General features: G+C 48.6%; 11 protein-coding genes. 3 read left to right on the top strand and 8 right to left on the bottom strand.

Going from position 1 to position 16475, the window contains the following annotated elements; translation table 11 throughout:
- Positions 1–229: 229 nt before the first annotated feature.
- Both JWG88_RS15040 and JWG88_RS15035 read left to right on the top strand, forming a co-directional pair.
- Positions 230–1933 carry an AMP-binding protein gene (locus tag JWG88_RS15040; RefSeq protein WP_205234610.1) on the top strand — a complete coding sequence of 568 codons (1704 nt, stop codon included), beginning with the start codon at positions 230–232 and terminating at the stop codon, positions 1931–1933.
- A 183-nt stretch (positions 1934–2116) separates the two neighbouring features.
- The gene (locus tag JWG88_RS15035) at positions 2117–3217 is read left to right on the top strand and encodes an Sfum_1244 family protein (RefSeq protein ID WP_205234609.1); all 1101 of its coding nucleotides are present in this window, start codon (positions 2117–2119) and stop codon (positions 3215–3217) included.
- A gap of 141 nt (positions 3218–3358) precedes the next feature.
- Here JWG88_RS15035 and JWG88_RS15030 read toward each other — a convergent pair whose 3' ends face one another.
- From JWG88_RS15030 to rpsU, 6 genes are all read right to left on the bottom strand, one after another.
- Complete coding sequence (locus JWG88_RS15030) at positions 3359–6772, bottom strand: AAA family ATPase (RefSeq protein ID WP_205234608.1); 3414 nt, start codon at positions 6770–6772, stop codon at positions 3359–3361.
- A gap of 23 nt (positions 6773–6795) precedes the next feature.
- Positions 6796–7767 (bottom strand): SPFH domain-containing protein, encoded by a 972-nt coding sequence (locus JWG88_RS15025; RefSeq protein ID WP_205234607.1) that lies wholly within the window; start codon positions 7765–7767, stop codon positions 6796–6798.
- A gap of 208 nt (positions 7768–7975) precedes the next feature.
- Positions 7976–8608, bottom strand: a complete 633-nt coding sequence (locus JWG88_RS15020; RefSeq protein ID WP_205234606.1) for a site-2 protease family protein — start codon at positions 8606–8608, stop codon at positions 7976–7978.
- Positions 8609–8747: 139 nt separating this feature from the next.
- Positions 8748–11414, bottom strand: a complete 2667-nt coding sequence (locus JWG88_RS15015; RefSeq protein WP_205234605.1) for a CBS domain-containing protein — start codon at positions 11412–11414, stop codon at positions 8748–8750.
- 78 nt (positions 11415–11492) lie between these two features.
- Complete coding sequence (xerD, locus tag JWG88_RS15010; protein WP_337833133.1) at positions 11493–12458, bottom strand: site-specific tyrosine recombinase XerD; 966 nt, start codon at positions 12456–12458, stop codon at positions 11493–11495.
- Positions 12459–12566: 108 nt separating this feature from the next.
- Positions 12567–12758: a 30S ribosomal protein S21 gene (gene rpsU / locus JWG88_RS15005; RefSeq protein WP_353740682.1), complete on the bottom strand. Its 192-nt coding sequence runs from the start codon at positions 12756–12758 to the stop codon at positions 12567–12569.
- Between the two features lie 325 nt (positions 12759–13083).
- Between rpsU and JWG88_RS15000 the strand changes: the two genes are divergently transcribed.
- Complete coding sequence (locus tag JWG88_RS15000) at positions 13084–14025, top strand: D-alanine--D-alanine ligase family protein (RefSeq protein WP_205234604.1); 942 nt, start codon at positions 13084–13086, stop codon at positions 14023–14025.
- 177 nt (positions 14026–14202) lie between these two features.
- Here JWG88_RS15000 and fdhD read toward each other — a convergent pair whose 3' ends face one another.
- Positions 14203–14973 carry a formate dehydrogenase accessory sulfurtransferase FdhD gene (gene fdhD / locus JWG88_RS14995; RefSeq protein ID WP_205234603.1) on the bottom strand — a complete coding sequence of 257 codons (771 nt, stop codon included), beginning with the start codon at positions 14971–14973 and terminating at the stop codon, positions 14203–14205.
- A gap of 79 nt (positions 14974–15052) precedes the next feature.
- Positions 15053–15970 (bottom strand): carbohydrate kinase family protein, encoded by a 918-nt coding sequence (locus JWG88_RS14990; protein WP_205234602.1) that lies wholly within the window; start codon positions 15968–15970, stop codon positions 15053–15055.
- Positions 15971–16475 lie beyond the last annotated feature (505 nt).

The raw sequence follows: 16475 nt of genomic DNA, 5'->3' as shown, positions 1-16475 counted from the left end.
AGAGCATTAGTCCCTGGGAATTTTTCAGTAGGTTTATAAAACCTTATGGTATGGCCATTATAAGTGGAAAAACTCTCTCGCCTACAGATCCTGGCCGCAAAAATCCTTCTTCTTGATTGACCTGCCGATTCATTTGTGGAATACTCAAACAGTCTAACAATAGGTAAAATTATAATATTTCAGGTATATGGAGCGATGAAAGGCTCCTCAGCTCCTGCGAGGTGAAGTTATGGTAGAGGGGACGGAAGTACGTATGACCTTGAACTACATCATTGATTCCAGCTGCGATAAGTATGGTGATGAGCCGGCGATCGGCATGGCCATGACCGCACCGCTCAGCTATAGAGAATTCCATGGACGAATACTCTCGCTGGCCGCGAAAATGATGAGAGAGGGAGTGAAAAAAGGCGACCATGTTGCAATTCTCGCCGAAAATTCTCATAACTGGGGTACTGTCTATCTTGCCGTGGTTCGGACCGGGGCTATTGCTGTCCCTATCCTGCCGGATCTTCCCGAGGCCGATGTTCATCATATCCTCAATGAAATGAAAGTTAAGCTTCTCTTTACCACTCAGAGACAGATAGATAAGGTATATGAGCTCAAACAGAAACTTAAGGGTCCCATTATTACTCTTGACGATTATGTTGGAATTTCGGGCGTTCTGGAAATTACCAAATTTTCAGATTACCTTGAGGAGGCCGAGAAACAGTTTGAGGAGCATGCCGGGAAAGACGCAACGCAATTTCCGTCAGTCGAAGAGGATGATATCGCCTCGATTCTCTATACTTCGGGAACTTCAGGCTATTCAAAAGCGGTAATGCTGTCCCACAAGAATCTTACCTCGAACGCCTATGCAGCCTCAGGACTTGCGGAGTTGAAGGTGGGCCATGTGTTCCTTTCGATCCTGCCTATTTCGCACACCTATGAATTTACCTGCGGTTTTATTCTGCCGTTGATAAAAGGGTGTCGCATAGCCTATGCCGGCAAGACCCCGACGCCTGCGATTTTGCAGAAGCTTTGTCAACATGAACGACCTGATGTCATTTTTGCCGTTCCCCTGGTCTTGGAGAAAATATATAAAAAACGGATAGTCGCCAAGATAGAAGGCAGCAAGGCTCTGAAGCTGTTCTGCAGGATGGGCTTAGGGCAGAAAATTATCTACAAGCGGATAGGCAAAAAACTGCTTGAGTTCTTCGGTGGCAAACTGATGTTCATGGGAGTAGGCGGAGCAGCCCTCAATCCCGATGTCGAAAAATTTCTGGTAACTGCCGGATTTCCCTATCTGATCGGTTATGGTCTGACCGAATCGGCACCGCTTCTTGCCGGAGGTCCTCTTGGTGATCCCACCATTGTGCCCGGTTCCACCGGGAAGCCTATCCCGGGCGTGGAGATAACCATTAAAGATCCTGACCCGCAGACAGGAATTGGTGAGATTTGTGGCTGTGGACCAAATATAATGAAAGGATATTACGATGATGAGGAGGGGACAGCGGAGGTGATCAGCAAAGATGGCTGGCTTTCCACCGGTGACCTGGGATTCCTCGATGATGCCGGCAATCTTTATATTCGCGGCAGATCCAAGAATGTCATTGTCATGTCCAACGGCGAGAACGTCTATCCGGAAACCATTGAGCATAAAATAAACGGTTACGGCTGGGTTGTAGAGGCTTTGGTAGTTGAGAATAACGGTCAACTGGATGCCTGGATTTATCCTGATTACGAACTGATCGACGAGCAAACCGCCGATCAGGCCCGCAGTAAACGCCAGGAATATGTCGATAAGCTTATGGAGGATATGCGCAAGGAACTCAACAGTCAGCTTTCCACCGCTTCACGGATCAGCAAAATATTTGAAAGACGCGAACCTTTTATCAAAACGGCAACACATAAGATCAAACGATATCTTTATGACGGGCAGAGCATGGTGCCCTGAAAGAAGAAATGTTACAGCTCCGGGGCAAACTGCTGGTCCACAGTTTTCTGCTGAACAGTTATGGAGAAGTTGAATAATCTGTCGTCCACTTTTCCCCAGAAGTGATTACCTTGATAATAAGGAAACATCATTTATCAAGACATATCATCCCATGTGACTTTCCCTGCAGAATGTGAGAATTTTATGACGATATCACTTCAGGATAAAAGTATAATCGAAGATATACAGCACAACTGTCATATTTCAGATGCCAGGGATCACGGCATCTATTCCATGTGCACCATGGTGCTCAAGCTTCGCAATCTCTACAAATGGGAGCATGACCTTGAGCCATGGGAGGAGGCGGAGCCAGCCGATCTGCTTGACTGGATCGATTGCAAGGAAAATTACTGGAGTTCCATTGCCGATGAGTCGTTTCGCTTGCTCGGTGTCAATGGGAAAACCTATTCACCTGATAATCTGATGGACGTAAACCGGCTCTTTTCCGGTGACGGACTGGTTTATGGGGCCGGATACGGCCGTTCGATGAAGTCCGTTTTCTTTCTTGCCGACAAACTTGAGGAGCGCAATGTCGCCGGCTGTCCCGTAATAATACTGGGGAGGGAAAGAGCCAGAGAAATGGCCAGTCCCTTCGCCATGGCCCAGGATGGAGTAGTATATATTCGCAGGGATTCCCTGCGCTACTTTCTCTGGGACCAGATTCAGGAGTTGCGCTCTTCGCTTAGAGTACCATTCCGTCATACCCTGAAACTGTACGGCCTGCTGAAAGAGGGCGAACTTGATCAGGAGGGACTTAAGGAAAAGCTCGATACCATCGTCGATGAAGAAATGAATGTGTTTATTTATCATGAAGTGGGCGAGATTTTACAGGATACGTTGCAGAGTGCAACGCTGGAAAAAATAGTCCGTCGATTCCCGGGCTCCGCTATAGAGCTGGTTTGCCGCTCAATAAAGGATATTCTCGCCGATACTCACCCCCAGGGTCTTCTCTCATACATCACCAGGGAACGGCGTGAAACCTCCCTGGGCTTGTATATGAGCCTTCTTGAAGGCGTGCGCAAGATTTTGTTTCCCGAGCTGGCCGAAGCCTGGGAAAGCTTCAGCCAAGATAATAACTGGAGCCATATCGAAGATGCCGCTGTCCGCTGCAGAAATAAAAATATGGAACTGGCTGAGAAAGTTCTGGCAATTTCCCGAAGAATAGAAAAAGATCCCGACGATTTTGTTCAGAACCTCTTTAACAGCCGGATTATTGCACCGCTGGGGCTCGACACTGCTCAATAACTAACGCCGAAATCTATTTCTTTTTAACTATTCAGCAAAGAGATAAAAACCAGTAGTTCAGCCTGAACTGTAACTGTTCAGAGGTAAGCATCCCGAGCGGCAAAATCCGACTCCGGGTGCTGCTGAATAGCTCCCGGCCTTTCAGCTTTTCTTCCATCTTAAACGGCTCATTTTTACATATTCCTTGAGCGGATCGAATACGCCAACCACCTGTTTAACCGTTGGATTTTTCTCCCTGAAGATGGAGTCCAGAGAAGAGAGCGGATCATGGTTGGGGTTTTGCAGGTGATTGCGTATCGCCCGCAATTTACGGACTATCTCTTTTTCCGCCTTCTGCCGCAGCATTGATTTAAGCCTGATAATATTTTCCTTGGCAGCCTCTTCGGAAATATTGTGCTGATATTTGTTCAGCTTGAATTTGATGCGCTGCTCCGTCAATTCCTGCACAAGCTTTTCATATTCTTCGTTCAGCCAGATCGTTTCCGGTACCAGATCGCCAAAGTGAGTCACTCCTAGAATATCCTTGTTCTGCAGCCAGTAATTAATCAGAAAATCGATTTCAAGGCTGTTGTAGTTCTGACTGGGCATATACATTCTGCGGAGGTACTGCAGTACCTTTTCTGTTTTTTTCTTGTGGCCGCCAATGATCACAGAACCGCCGACTGCGGATTTAGTGACGCCTTTGGTCCAGGGTGCGCCGGTTATGCCGAAGTCATTGTAGATAGGGATATGCAGGATGGCCGAAAGGGTGTTGAGTGCCAGGGCATAGCCCGCAGAGGGACCGCCGACATTATAGGAGGCTGAAAGCAGCTGATGGTGAATGGTCATTTTTGAAAGAAATCGGCCGAGGAGCTTGGCCATACTGATTTCATGATCAAGGGCCTGGAAATAGTTTTTTACCAGGGTCAGCGCCTCTTGAGCGGATTGTTCGGTCATTTTTACCGCCATTTCCATCTGGGCGGTTGCTGAACCGGAGGCTGAAACTGCACCGGTTACCAATACTCTTTCCGAAGTGAGGCCATAGGTAAGACTGGTTGCTATGGGGAGGAGTACGCCGTCAACATCACTTGCACCAACCCCAACGATAAATCCTATCTGCGGTTCCTGGCTCAGTTCCGCCTCCAGAAAAGTATCAAGCTCCACCTTGCCGCGCCTGATCGGGCTTTGGGAAATCTCCTTGCGCACATTACGAAGATGCGATTGGCCGAGAGGATAATCTTTTTCGTCAGAGACAGAGGAGAAGAGTTCCTTGGCTTCACTGTAATGATCAAGGAATGCCCCCGGAGATTCTTTCAACGCGAGCTGTAATTCGGGATTGCCGCCAAGCGCATCGATAATGCCGCTGATTGTTTTCAGGTTGAATGTGAGAAATTTCTGCTGCTTCTCCTTGGAGAGGGAGGAAATGGACTGGAATTTTTTTAGAACAGTCAACTCGGTGGATCTGAGCGAGAGAGCCTTGTCGACGAAGGCGGCATAATCTGCGGGAGTGTTGCATACTCCCTTGGCAGCAGCAATGATAGCTTCCGGCGTTAAATCATCGGCCCGGGGAATGTCCTGCAGGGCGGCGTGGATAATGGCGCTGATGTCTCTTTGACCTAGCTGACCCGAAATTTCGAGCACCTTAAGTCTCTTGGAACGTATAAGGGCCGGATCGAGCAAATCGAGCCGGTTTGTAGTCAGCACAGTGAATACTTTGGAGTAGGGTTGTTCTCCATCAACGATGGAAAGGAATTTATTTGTCAGCCGGTCGGAAGGAGAACCTCCGGTACTGCTTCTTTTTGGAGCAAGCGAATCGCCTTCATCGAAAAAGACCACGGTGGGAGCGATCATCTTGGCGATATCGTAGACTTTGGTTAGATTGGCAACGGTGCCGTCGACAGGATCAGATGGATTGTGCAAGGCACTGGGGCTGGTCGAGATATCGTGAATCTTGGTGTTTTCGCTGAGCCATGATCTGACCAGGAAGGTTTTGCCGCTGCCGGGAGGACCGTTTAAAACTACTCCTTTTTCTTCGCTGACATTATAGAGCAGACAGTTGTTGGCCATTTCGGAAAAGGTGTCTTTGATTTCGCCGATATAGTCGTTCCAATGGGTTGTCCGGTCAATGCGGTCTACCACCTTCTTGAAAAGATCCCCGAAGGAATTTTTGGCCACGAGTTCGAAGGCATTCCGCACCAGCAGTGAATCATCCAAATATTCGGTGCGGAAATCTCCTTTGATGCTGATAAGAAAACTGACCAGTTTTCGCACATAGGCAGGTGTGACCTGCAGCGCTCTTTCAGCAAAAATCGCATAAAATTTACCTACCGCCAGATTGAGATCTTCATAGTTGAGCAATGTTGTCTCACCCTGCCGCCGCGTTTTCCCCGCATAGGTGCGAATATTGTTTCTCCTCAGCTCAATCCGAATTATTTCGAGAAGATTGTTCTTCTTCATCCAATATTCCGAAACATCTATGATAATGCCTTTTTCCACAAATCGACGGTAGATGGCAGAGTCGAAAACCTCCGGCTTGTCAGAGGTGGCGATAAGCAGACAGTCTCTGCTGCCATTGATAATCTCATCGATGATGATATTTGAGGTGTCAACCAGAGTGCGCTGCTGTCTCTCCACTCCTCCCGAACCGGAATTTTCGGTGCGGGCGAAGGCGCTGTGAGCCTCTTCCAGATGTCTGATCGAAGTGCGGTTGGCTGCGCCAAAGGCCTTTTTCAGATAGTTGCCGGGCTCGCCGGAAAGTGCGGTCTGATAATCATTGGGAGTGATGCGTGAATAGTCGACAAGCAGGTGCTGCTCCTCAAGTTCGTTGAGATGACGGCTGATATGCTTTTTGAAAATCAGCCTGACCAACGGCAGACTGGAGAGAAATTGGTATACCTTGAGCTTTTTCCGGCGTTCGATTTCCAGGGCAAGTTCTGGATCCACTTCTTCAAGTGATTTCCACACAGGCAGGGAGGCCATGACATTGGCTTTCTTCTGAGCCAGGTCAACTTCCGGACGAACATCCTTGGAAAAGATTATCTGCTCTATCGCTTCGATTGCAGTAGCGGTCTTGCCGCTGCCGCTGGAGCCGGTAAGCAGCACCAGCGGAGCTTTGGGAACCTGTGGGTCGGAGATATATTCCTTGCGAATATGCGCTTTATAGATCTTCTCGAGGAGTTCGGCAAATTCTTCCGGGATATGTACATCGGAGAGCTCCCTGTTAAGAATAGCGAGCATCAGGGCGTGGTCTTTCCTGCTGACCTCCTTTTCAAGTATGTTGTTCCAGGCTTTCCGGGGAATTGTCTCGCCGGAGAGTTCAAAGCGGCGCTGCCAGTCCGTCAGTATGGCCGGTTCACGAAGGATGATGAAGTTTTTCTCTTTTTTCAGGTAGAAAAGCTTTTTGATGGAGGTGTAGATCCTGTGAATCGGTCCCTGTGGTGGGGTGTACTGGTTGAGCCGGGCCCGCATAAATTCTTTGGTGTCGTAGGACCAGGAATCAATCAGTGATTCGATTTCGGCGATGCGCTTTTCAGGCAGGCATACATAATATATTTTTTTGGTATATCGTTTAGGCATTGCGTCACCACCATCACAAAAAGTTACTCTGTGTCCACGTCTTTGTCTCTGTTTCTGGCTTTGTTTTTGGCTTTGTCAATGGCAGGCAGAGGCAGAGTAACCGGCGTTGTATTTCCGCTGCTTTGGATAACCACGGTATTCTGGCCGGCCTGGTTTTTCTCATAGGCGTCCGCCCATTTCTGCTGGGCCAGAAACTGGAGCAATGCCTGATCGGTGGAGGCGTCCTGCCGGCTGCCGAGTCCTTCCTGCAGGGCACTGATGCCTTCCAGATAGGCGGCATAGAGTTTCCTTATTCTGTCGGCCTCCTGGCTCGCTGCATAGTTTTCACCTTCTGCTATCAGCTCGCGGCGTTTTTTCTCCTCCGATGCTGCTATGAGCTGGTCTCCGAAGCGGGTGTCGCGCAGGACAAAGCTGACCACATCTATCCCATACTTCTGTTCAAGAGATGGCCCACCTTCGTTGATAGGGCGGGACTTCAGCGCCAGAAATATTTCCTCTTTGATCTCTTCGCGATCACTGATCAGGTTATTGAGGGACTGGGCTTGCAGAATATCCTTGACGATTCCATCGTAATCGCCCTGGAGAAGGGTCATGGGAAGTAGATTTTCAATGGCCCACTGGTCAAGGTCTCTGATTCTGTAAGTGAGCAGCCCGGAGGTCCACAGGGCGACATTTTCCCGAGAGATAATACGCAGGGGTGCAATCTCACCTCCCAGGAACATGGTCTGGTTCATCAGCGTGACCTCCTGTTCTATGCGGGTGAAAAACGGCAGCCGGACATGCCAGCCGACATCGGTCACCGCATCACGTTTACCGCCAAATTTCTCCAAAACGACGGCATAGTTTTCTTTTACCTTGAAGATGGTTTTGGTCGCATAAATGGCGGCAACAATACCATAGACAAATCCCAAAAGAAGTATGGCCGCAACGGTGCGGCGCAGGATTTTCAGGATGAAACCTCTCTGGAACATTTTACCGGGTTTTTCGGATTGCATGGCAACTCCTTAGGGCATGGTGCGGCGAATCGTATCCTTTCATGAAGGGCGATTTTACAAATGCCATCATGTCAGGAGGTCACGGGAGAAAAGCGGAGGTGCAGCTGTAGAAAATTACTTCCTCAATTGAGCGTATCTGAAAAGTATGTTGGTGTCAAATTAAGACAGTATTGTAAGGAAGCATATTCTCACTGAATGCATGTATCTCTCAGGAGAGCAGCAGGTTACCGGCAAATTGAATCACGGGGAAGATCATTTTTGAAAGGATCCCGGTAAAAGCCAGAATAAGAATGAGAACAAAGCCATATCTCTCGAAAGAGGAGAATGTTTCAGCCATTTTATCAGGCAGGAGGCCCATGAGGATACGGCTGCCGTCAAGTGGTGGTATCGGTAGAAAGTTGAAGATGCAAAGAACCAGATTGATCCAGATGGATGCTTTGATCATTTCAAACAGAGGCGCGATTATGGCTGGGATGATCCCTGAGTCGGGCAGAATATACAACATCTGGTACAGGAATTTGGCGACAAGAGCACTGGCAATAGCGAGAATTAGATTGGTGACCGGACCGGCAAGAGCCACCCAGAGCATATCTTTCCGGGGATTCCTGAAATACGCGCCATTAACCGGAACCGGTTTTGCCCAGCCGATATTGATGAGGAAAAAGGCCAGTGTACCGAAGGGATCGAGGTGACTTATCGGGTTCAATGTCAATCTTCCTGAGGTCTTAGCTGTCGGGTCGCCCAGCCTGTAGGCAACATAGCCATGGGCAAACTCGTGAAGCGTCAGGGCCAGCAGTATCGGCGGCGCCAGCAGTACTATCTTTGTGAGAATTTCGGTCATGATCTATTCTGCCACTCTTTTTTAATGATAAAAAATACTCTGTCTGGAACAACAGGTAGAGGGTGTTCAAGGTATCGAACGACATGATACAGATAAAACATCGGAATGGAAAAAACAAGAAGCGACGGTGATGCTCCTCTCATAAAGGGTAATGCTCCCGCAGAAAAGCCCTTTCGTCCCTTTCGGTCTGTACCAGATTGTCAAGTTTGGCACTCAGCAGGTCATTGAGGATTAATTTAAAAAGAGGGCCGGGGGTGTATCCCATTTTTTCGAGTTTTTTACCGGTGGTGAAGGGTTTGACCTGGCGCAGTGTGGTGACATAGTTGGAGATATATCGTTTAATGTGATTTTTTCTCGCAATCGCCATAAGATAAAGAAGGCTTTCATTGCTCAGTTCTTCAAAAATCCAATAGAGTTCACTGTTGTTCATGATCCTGCGGCGCAGCAGGAGATCGGCAACCTTATCACTGCGTTCTTTCTGGAGAATAAGCGTTGAGGAGATTTTCCGGGGAATATTGAACCGTGTACAAAACGACTGTAGCTCTCTGGTTCCGGATCTCCCCATGATGGCAAGGAGATAGACCATCCAGGTTTCCAGATTATCCCTGAGGTAGAGTAGCTTGAACCAGGAAATGGCCCTGTGCGCCTGGGTCAATATGTGATGAAAACGTCTGTCGATTTTAAGATATGGTTTGAGATCAGGCCAGAGAAAGCGGAAAAGATCAAACTCCGCAAGCCTTTCGATCGCAGGGATGGGATCCTCTTCAGAGAGGATTATCTTTATCTCAGTGAAAAAACGAGGATCGTCGGCTTTGCCGAAGAGTTCCATCTTGACGGCATTGCGCATCAGCCGTTCGGTATGCTTGGCGATGGTAAAATCCATTCGTTTTTCCAGTCTGATCGCCCTGAAGATGCGGGTTGGATCCTCAACGAAGCTGAGATTATGGAGAACCTTTATAGATTTGTATTTCAGGTCATTCTGGCAGTTGAAGAAATCATTGAGGGTTCCAAAGCTCCGACTGTTGAGCTGAACGGCCATGGCATTTATGGTAAAGTCGCGGCGAAAAAGGTCAAGTTTTAAGGATGAGAGCTCTATGGTGGGTAGCGCCGCCGGATACTCATAGTATTCCAACCGTGCCGTGGCGATATCGATTTTCATGCCGTCCGGGAGCAGCACCTTGGCAGTAGCAAAGCGTTCATGCATAATGACTCGCCCCCCGAGTCTTGCTGCCAGCGCTTTCGCATACTCTATGCCCTCTCCTTCAATAACTATATCCAGATCAAAATTGGGCTTCTTCAAGAGCAGATCACGGACGAAACCGCCGACTGCATAGGCCTTGAAGCTCAGCACATCGGCCACTTCGCCTATGTTGCGCAGCAGACTGATAACCCCTTTGCCGAGACGTTCGACCATGATTGAGTTGAGATTCCTGGTTCTTTCCAGGGATGGATAGTCTGCCTCATGCAGCAGGTTCTTCGGCATGTTGGCCGGGTCGTTGACCAGCCTGTTGAGCAGATCCGTGCGGGTAATGATCCCGACCAGTTTATTCTCATGTATGACCGGCAGAAGGCGCTGGCGATGCTCGATGATAAGTTCCTGAATATCAGCCAGTGTTGCCTTGAGCGGGAGAGTTTCAATATCGGAGGTCATGTAATCGCTCACGGGCAGGTGGCCGAGGTCATGATGAATGGCTTTCTCCACCACCCTTCTCGATATGGTGCCGGCCACAATCTGCCCCTTATCCGCACCGGTCTCCCGAGGTTTGGGAACCACGGGGAGAACCGTGATGTTATAGCGCGTCAGAATATCCTTGGCTTCGGCGATGGTGGTTGTGGTGGGGATAGTTATGACGGGCCGGGACATCATCTCTTCGGCAACAGGCTGGGGACGGACATGTCTGTGCAGGATCATGATGAGCTTTTCCTGCGCCTCGATCAGGGTCATGTTGCGTACCGTCGCCGATGCCGCGGAAGCGTGACCTCCTCCGCCGAAATCCCGGGCCACCAGACCGACGTTGACATCCGGTATTCTGCTTCTGGCGATGAGATAAATCCTGCCGGCCATTGATATCAGGGCAAAAAGGGTATCAAGATTTTCCATGTTCATGAAACGCCTGACAATGAGGGCAAAGTCATCGATATAGTCTCTCAGGGTCAGGGTTACCACCACTATGGGAATATTCTGGATGACATAGCTGTTCGCGGTCTTCATCAATTCACCCAGCAGCTGAACTTGCTGCGTCGTCAGTTCATAGGTGATAAATTGAGAGACAAGATCAAGCTTGGCCCCCTTTTCGAGAAGCCAGGCAACCGTTCGGAGATCCTGAGGAGTAGTGGTGGTATGGGTCAGGGAGCCGGTGTCTTCGTAGATTCCAAGGCAGAAAATTGTTGCCTCATCCTCTGTGACTTCAATGTTTTTTTCCTTGAGGAGCCTCATTAGAATGGTGGCGGTAGAGCCGACATCCTCAATAACCTGCAGTTCACCAACCATATCTCCGGGATTTTTCGGGTGATGATCGTATATATGAATGGACAGGTTTTTATTTTCAAGACAGCGGCTGATTGGACCTAGACGGGCGGAGGAACGGTTATCGACGACAATGAGCTGTGTCACTTTGGTGAGATCGATACTTTTCAACTTTTGAAAGTCGTAACGATAGGCGAGGTTTTCTCCTATAAAATCGCGGACATTCTTTTCCTGAGATCCAGAGAAGGCCATTATGGCTTCGGGATAGAGCTTTTTTGCAGCTATCATAGAAGCCAGACCGTCAAAATCGGCATTGAGATGGGTGGTTATAATTTGCATCGGCAATGGCCATTAAAGGTGAATAAGCAATTCCTCTTTCCAATGGACGGGTTTGTTTGTGTGTACACCATCGCAGGGTCAGCCCCGGGGATGAAATTTCTTATGGATATCCTTGAGCCTGTCCTGGTCTATATGGGTGTAGATCTGGGTCGTGGTAATATCGGAGTGGCCCAGCATAAGTTGGACAGCCCGCAGATCGGCACCATGGGCGAGCAGATGAGTGGCAAAAGAATGACGCAGCATGTGCGGGGAGATGTTTTTGCTGATGCCTGCAGCTGTGGCAATTCCTCTGAGAATCTGCCAGAATCGCAGCCGGGTCATGGCACCGCCCCGGTTGGTGACAAAAAGGAAATTGCTACGTTTGCCGCCGAGAATATGAGCCCGTGCATTGCCGAGGTAGTTTTCAAGCTGTGTCTTTGCCGCCTCCCCAAAAGGTATAAGACGTTCTTTTCCGCCTTTTCCCATTACCCTGACAAAGCCAGAGCTGATATTGCATGCCCTCAGCGGCAATTGCACCAGTTCCGTCACCCGCAGTCCCGTGGAGTAGAGCAGGTAGACCATAGTCCGGTTTCTCTGACTTATTGGAGTAGAGACAGCAGGCGCTTTCAGCAGATTGCCGACCTCTTCGATGGTCAAGGCCTTGGGCAATGTCCGTCCGCTCTTCGGCAGGTCAATTGAGTAGAAGGGATTGAAAGTGACAATCCTTTCCTGCAGGAGAAAGATAAAAAAGGTTTTCAGGGCAGATATGCGCCTGGCATTGGTGCGATGAGATATTCTGTTTTTTCGGGCGCGTTCGAGGTAGCGGTGGATGACAGCAATATCAACGTTGTTGAGGCGGGTAATTTTATTTTGGCAGATGAAGCTAAGAAATCCTTGAATATCAGCAACATAAGCTGATACGCTATTGTCTGATAGCCGTCTCTCCGTGATCAGGTACCGGTAGAACTGTTCCTGCAGGGCATCAAACAATTCAGGCAGAGGTGTTTTTTCTCTTTTGTCGATCGGTATAGTATAGTGGTGGCTACAAAAAGGAGCAACGTCCACTAACCGTCGGCCATTGCTCAGGTCATCCTGTAAATCTCTTTCCCGTCATTTACCAACGCTTCAGGTAAATGAAGAGACCAGGGGGTGTAGTTCTTGTTATCTACAGGGTCAGAAACTTTTCTTCATACGGTTAAACTTACGGAGCTTACGCCGAGCTTCAGCCTGCTTGCGACGTTTCTTAACACTGGGCTTTTCATAATATTCGCGGCGCTTCAGTTCTCGCTTGATGCCGTCGATCTGAAGCTTTTTCTTTAACTGTCTAATAGCGTACTCAAGGTCTCCACGAACTTCGACTTCTATCATTGTTTGCTCCGTTAGCGTTTTTTTGGTCTGGTAATATCGAAAAGGGTATGTGTAAATGTACCCGATTATGCAACAATAACCTATTACATATAGTAGATATGGTGTGTGGTGTCAATATCTTTTTCAAGAGGTTTTGAGTGGTCCGATGCTGCTTTTATTCCAATATTCACGTGATATTCACGTATTATAATTATGTCGACTCTCGTTGTTTTATAAAAAAGAAAAGAGCTTGTTGTTTTTTTTAAGTGTACTATTTAAGACACTAGATCAGTGACTGTTTCACCCATCAAGAGCAGCCTTACCAAGAAATAGGAGGACAGCAATGAATCGAGACGGAATAAACCTGGCATTACTCGCTGGAGGCCGCTCGGGAGAGCGGGAAGTTTCCTTAATGGGAGCAGAAGGGGTCGAGAAGGCACTTGACCAAAAAAAATTCAATGTGACCCGGTATGATCCTTTAACGGATTTGGCAAGAATAGCAGCAGATGCCGGAAAAATCGATTTTGCATTTATCCTGCTGCATGGCCTGTGGGGAGAGGATGGTACCATGCAGGGTTTTCTCGATCTCCTGGATATTCCTTATCAGGGGTCGGGAGTGATCGGAAGCGCTCTGGCCATGGATAAGAATCTGGCAAAGGAACTTTACAAACTTCATGGATTACCGGTAGCTCCATGGCGTATTATTGAGACTGCCAAAGAGTATTCAGCTGAAGAAATTGTTGCCGCTCTGGGGCTGCCCCTGGTGGTCAAGCCTGTATCTGACGGCTCAAGCCTGGGCATGACCATCGTTCGGGATGTTTCGGAACTTGCGGCGGGTATAGCAATAGCACAGCAGCATGGCGGGAGAGCCATGGTTGAGAGTTTTGTCCGGGGCAGGGAGGTAACTGTGGGGGTTTTGGGCAATGATGCCCCTGTGGCATTACCGCTTGTCGAGATTATTCCCGGAAAGGATTTTGAATTTTTTAATTACGACGCCAAATATCAGCCCGGCGCAACCCGAGAGGTCTGTCCGGCGGAGGTTGACTCCGAGCTGACTCGGCGGGCTCAGGAATTCGGGGTGACTGCACATAAGGCACTGCAGCTGAGAGGATATTCCCGCACCGATATGATCATTTCCGAGGCGGGGGATCTTTTTCTCCTGGAGACCAATACGATACCCGGCATGACGCCTACCAGTCTTTTCCCACAGGCGGCATCTGCGTATGGCCTGAGTTTTTCGGCAATGCTCGAAAAACTCATTGAACTAGGACTTGAGGGAAGATAAGGCACATTGAAAAATGGCCTTTTCAGCCAATCTCTTCGGTGTGTCAATAAATTTTAACATCGGAATATCAACCATAAGCCTCTGTTAAAATTTCCTGCCACGCCTCGACCTTGGGCGAAAATTCTCATTTTTCAAGGTACCCATAAGAGAAATAGCCATTTCCGCTTTGCGGATCAACTATACCTTTATACGTTCAATCCCATGAAATATATTGAGCCTCTCCGGCCTGGCGTAAGCTGCAAGTGTTGCTCCCGCCCTTTTGGCAATGGCCAGGCCGAGAGAAGATGGCGCGGTTCTAGACATTATTATCGGTATTCCGATGCGTGCACATTTCAACACCATATCTGAGGTAAGCCTGCCTGTGGTGTAAATCGCCCCGTTTGCCGGGGCATTACCCAGGAGGATGGCTCCCAGCACCTTGTCGACGGCATTATGCCTGCCGACATCCTCGTGGAAGACCTGTAGCTTTCCCTCTGCCCAGAGACCGCACCCATGAACGCAGTGCGTCTGAGCCCCAAGCGGTGATATCTGCAGGACGGAAAGGATGAAATCTTTGATTTCCGGAAAGGTGATCGTGGCCTCCTGGAGCGGTTCAAAGGCGCCTTCCAGCATTTCCCTGGAGATTTTTCCAGTGCCGCCGCAGCCGGAGGTGATTATAACTTCATGGTTTGAAGTCTCATCGACATCGGCATACACGGAGATACGGCCATCGGGGCAAACCAGAACCTCGACCACCTCTTGCGGCCGTTTGATGAAGCCCTGACCAAAAAGAAAACCTACTCCGAACTCTTCCAGTCCCACGGGCAGGACCATGGACGAGCCGATGTCGCGGTCATTCAAGGCCACGGTATAGGGAGTTTCCAGGGCGAGAAGTTCTTCCCGCTCCTCTCTGCCCTGCGGCGTCACTACTATCGTTTTATGAGGTACTGTTACTTGACTGCTCATCATCTATTTCAAAAAAGGTATCTAACCCAGCGGAGCTGGATAAGTTAACAACAAATCCGGAGTAAGGTAATAACGGTCCTGCTTAATGCAGGCTAAGCCTGGTGTTGAATTCTTCTCTGGAGAATGAATACACCTGTGTTCCGTAATGTTCCACGGCAAACGATGCACAGACACTGCCAAGAATACAGCTCTCCTCGAGAGTTTTTCCTTCAACCAGACCGCTTAAGAGCCCGCCCCGGTAAGCATCACCCGCTCCCGTCGGATCGGTGGCTTTGGTTCCCGGAAAAACGGGAATTTTTACGGCTGAACCATTGTTGTGGAGACGCGAGCCTTCATGACCCAGAGTGACAATCGTGGAGCCGGAACGAGCTATGATTTCTTCTCTGGCAAGGCCGGTTTTTTTCTGGATCAGATTCATTTCGTAGTCGTTGACCATCAGGAGCATGCAGCCGTCTATGCAATTCAGCAGTTCCTCTTTCTGCAACATGGGCAGGGCCTGGCCTGGATCAAAAATGTATTTGAGATCCCTCTCTTTTGCCTTTTTGGGATATTCGACCATATCCTCGAGATTTCCAGGAGATATTACCAGCAGGGAGTCCCGGTCGAGAGTATCGAAGTTCAACCTGGATGAATATTTCATGGCACCGGGGTTGAATCCGGTAATCTGGTTGTCCTTTCTATCGGTGGTAATATAGGCTCCGGCCGTCCATTCATCCTCGACAATGTGAATATGTTCGGAAGAGATGCCGTTTTTTTGCAGCCACTTGAAGTAGCGGTGATGATCGAAACCAATGGTGGCACTGATTTCAGGATCACCACCCATAAGCTTTAGGGCGTATGCTATATTTCCGGCTGTTCCGCCAAAGTTTTCGGTGACGCCATTGACCATGAAGCTGATGTTGATTTCATCCAGCTTGTCGGGAAGGAGATGGTCGGAAAAAAGTTCCGGAAAGTCCATAATTCTATCATAGGCCAGAGATCCGGAGAGTATTATTTTCATGATTTTTTTTACCTCAGTTTCTGTTGTTAGAATAGTTGTTTTCGGCACGGATTACCTGTTCCTCCAGGAAACGAGCCGGGACTACTGCCCCCACAAGCGAAGCTGATCAGGGCATTCCCCTGAGATAGTGCCGCCTATTTCATGGATTTTACATTACATTCCTCCAGAACCATTTTCCTGAGAAAACACCATAAAATAATTTTCAAGCTATTAATACTCAGCCCTCCGGGTAAAGTAAAGGGGGTGCCTAAAATATCTAACCCGGCTGAGCTGGATAAGAGCCTTCAGACAGATTATTTTCTTGCTAAAAAAACTATTAACCTTTTCGAGCCCGCGCTTAGCGCAGAGACCATCCTCGCAAGCGTTGATGACTTTTGGGAAATCATCAGGTTTCAGCGACTGAGCCTGAAGTTCCGGCCCTATCCTGATGTTTGCTTTTCCTTGCTATTAGGTAATTTTTTATCTATCTTTTGCGGGGTGTCAGGTGAGCCGTTTTTTTTTCATT

The sequence above is a fragment of the Desulfopila inferna genome (assembly GCF_016919005.1).
GTDB classification, from domain to species: domain Bacteria; phylum Desulfobacterota; class Desulfobulbia; order Desulfobulbales; family Desulfocapsaceae; genus Desulfopila_A; species Desulfopila_A inferna.
This window is presented reverse-complemented; position numbering and strand designations above follow the sequence as displayed.

What these genes read in the sequence shown, in the direction of transcription:
- JWG88_RS15040 (WP_205234610.1), top strand. Translation starts at nt 230, where the DNA reads ATGGTAGAGGGGACGGAAGTACGTATGACCTTGAACTACATCATTGAT.
- JWG88_RS15035 (WP_205234609.1), top strand. Translation starts at nt 2,117, where the DNA reads ATGACGATATCACTTCAGGATAAAAGTATAATCGAAGATATACAGCAC.
- JWG88_RS15030 (WP_205234608.1), bottom strand. Translation starts at nt 6,772, where the DNA reads ATGCCTAAACGATATACCAAAAAAATATATTATGTATGCCTGCCTGAA.
- JWG88_RS15025 (WP_205234607.1), bottom strand. Translation starts at nt 7,767, where the DNA reads ATGCAATCCGAAAAACCCGGTAAAATGTTCCAGAGAGGTTTCATCCTG.
- JWG88_RS15020 (WP_205234606.1), bottom strand. Translation starts at nt 8,608, where the DNA reads ATGACCGAAATTCTCACAAAGATAGTACTGCTGGCGCCGCCGATACTG.
- JWG88_RS15015 (WP_205234605.1), bottom strand. Translation starts at nt 11,414, where the DNA reads ATGCAAATTATAACCACCCATCTCAATGCCGATTTTGACGGTCTGGCT.
- JWG88_RS15000 (WP_205234604.1), top strand. Translation starts at nt 13,084, where the DNA reads ATGAATCGAGACGGAATAAACCTGGCATTACTCGCTGGAGGCCGCTCG.
- fdhD (WP_205234603.1), bottom strand. Translation starts at nt 14,973, where the DNA reads ATGATGAGCAGTCAAGTAACAGTACCTCATAAAACGATAGTAGTGACG.
- JWG88_RS14990 (WP_205234602.1), bottom strand. Translation starts at nt 15,970, where the DNA reads ATGAAAATAATACTCTCCGGATCTCTGGCCTATGATAGAATTATGGAC.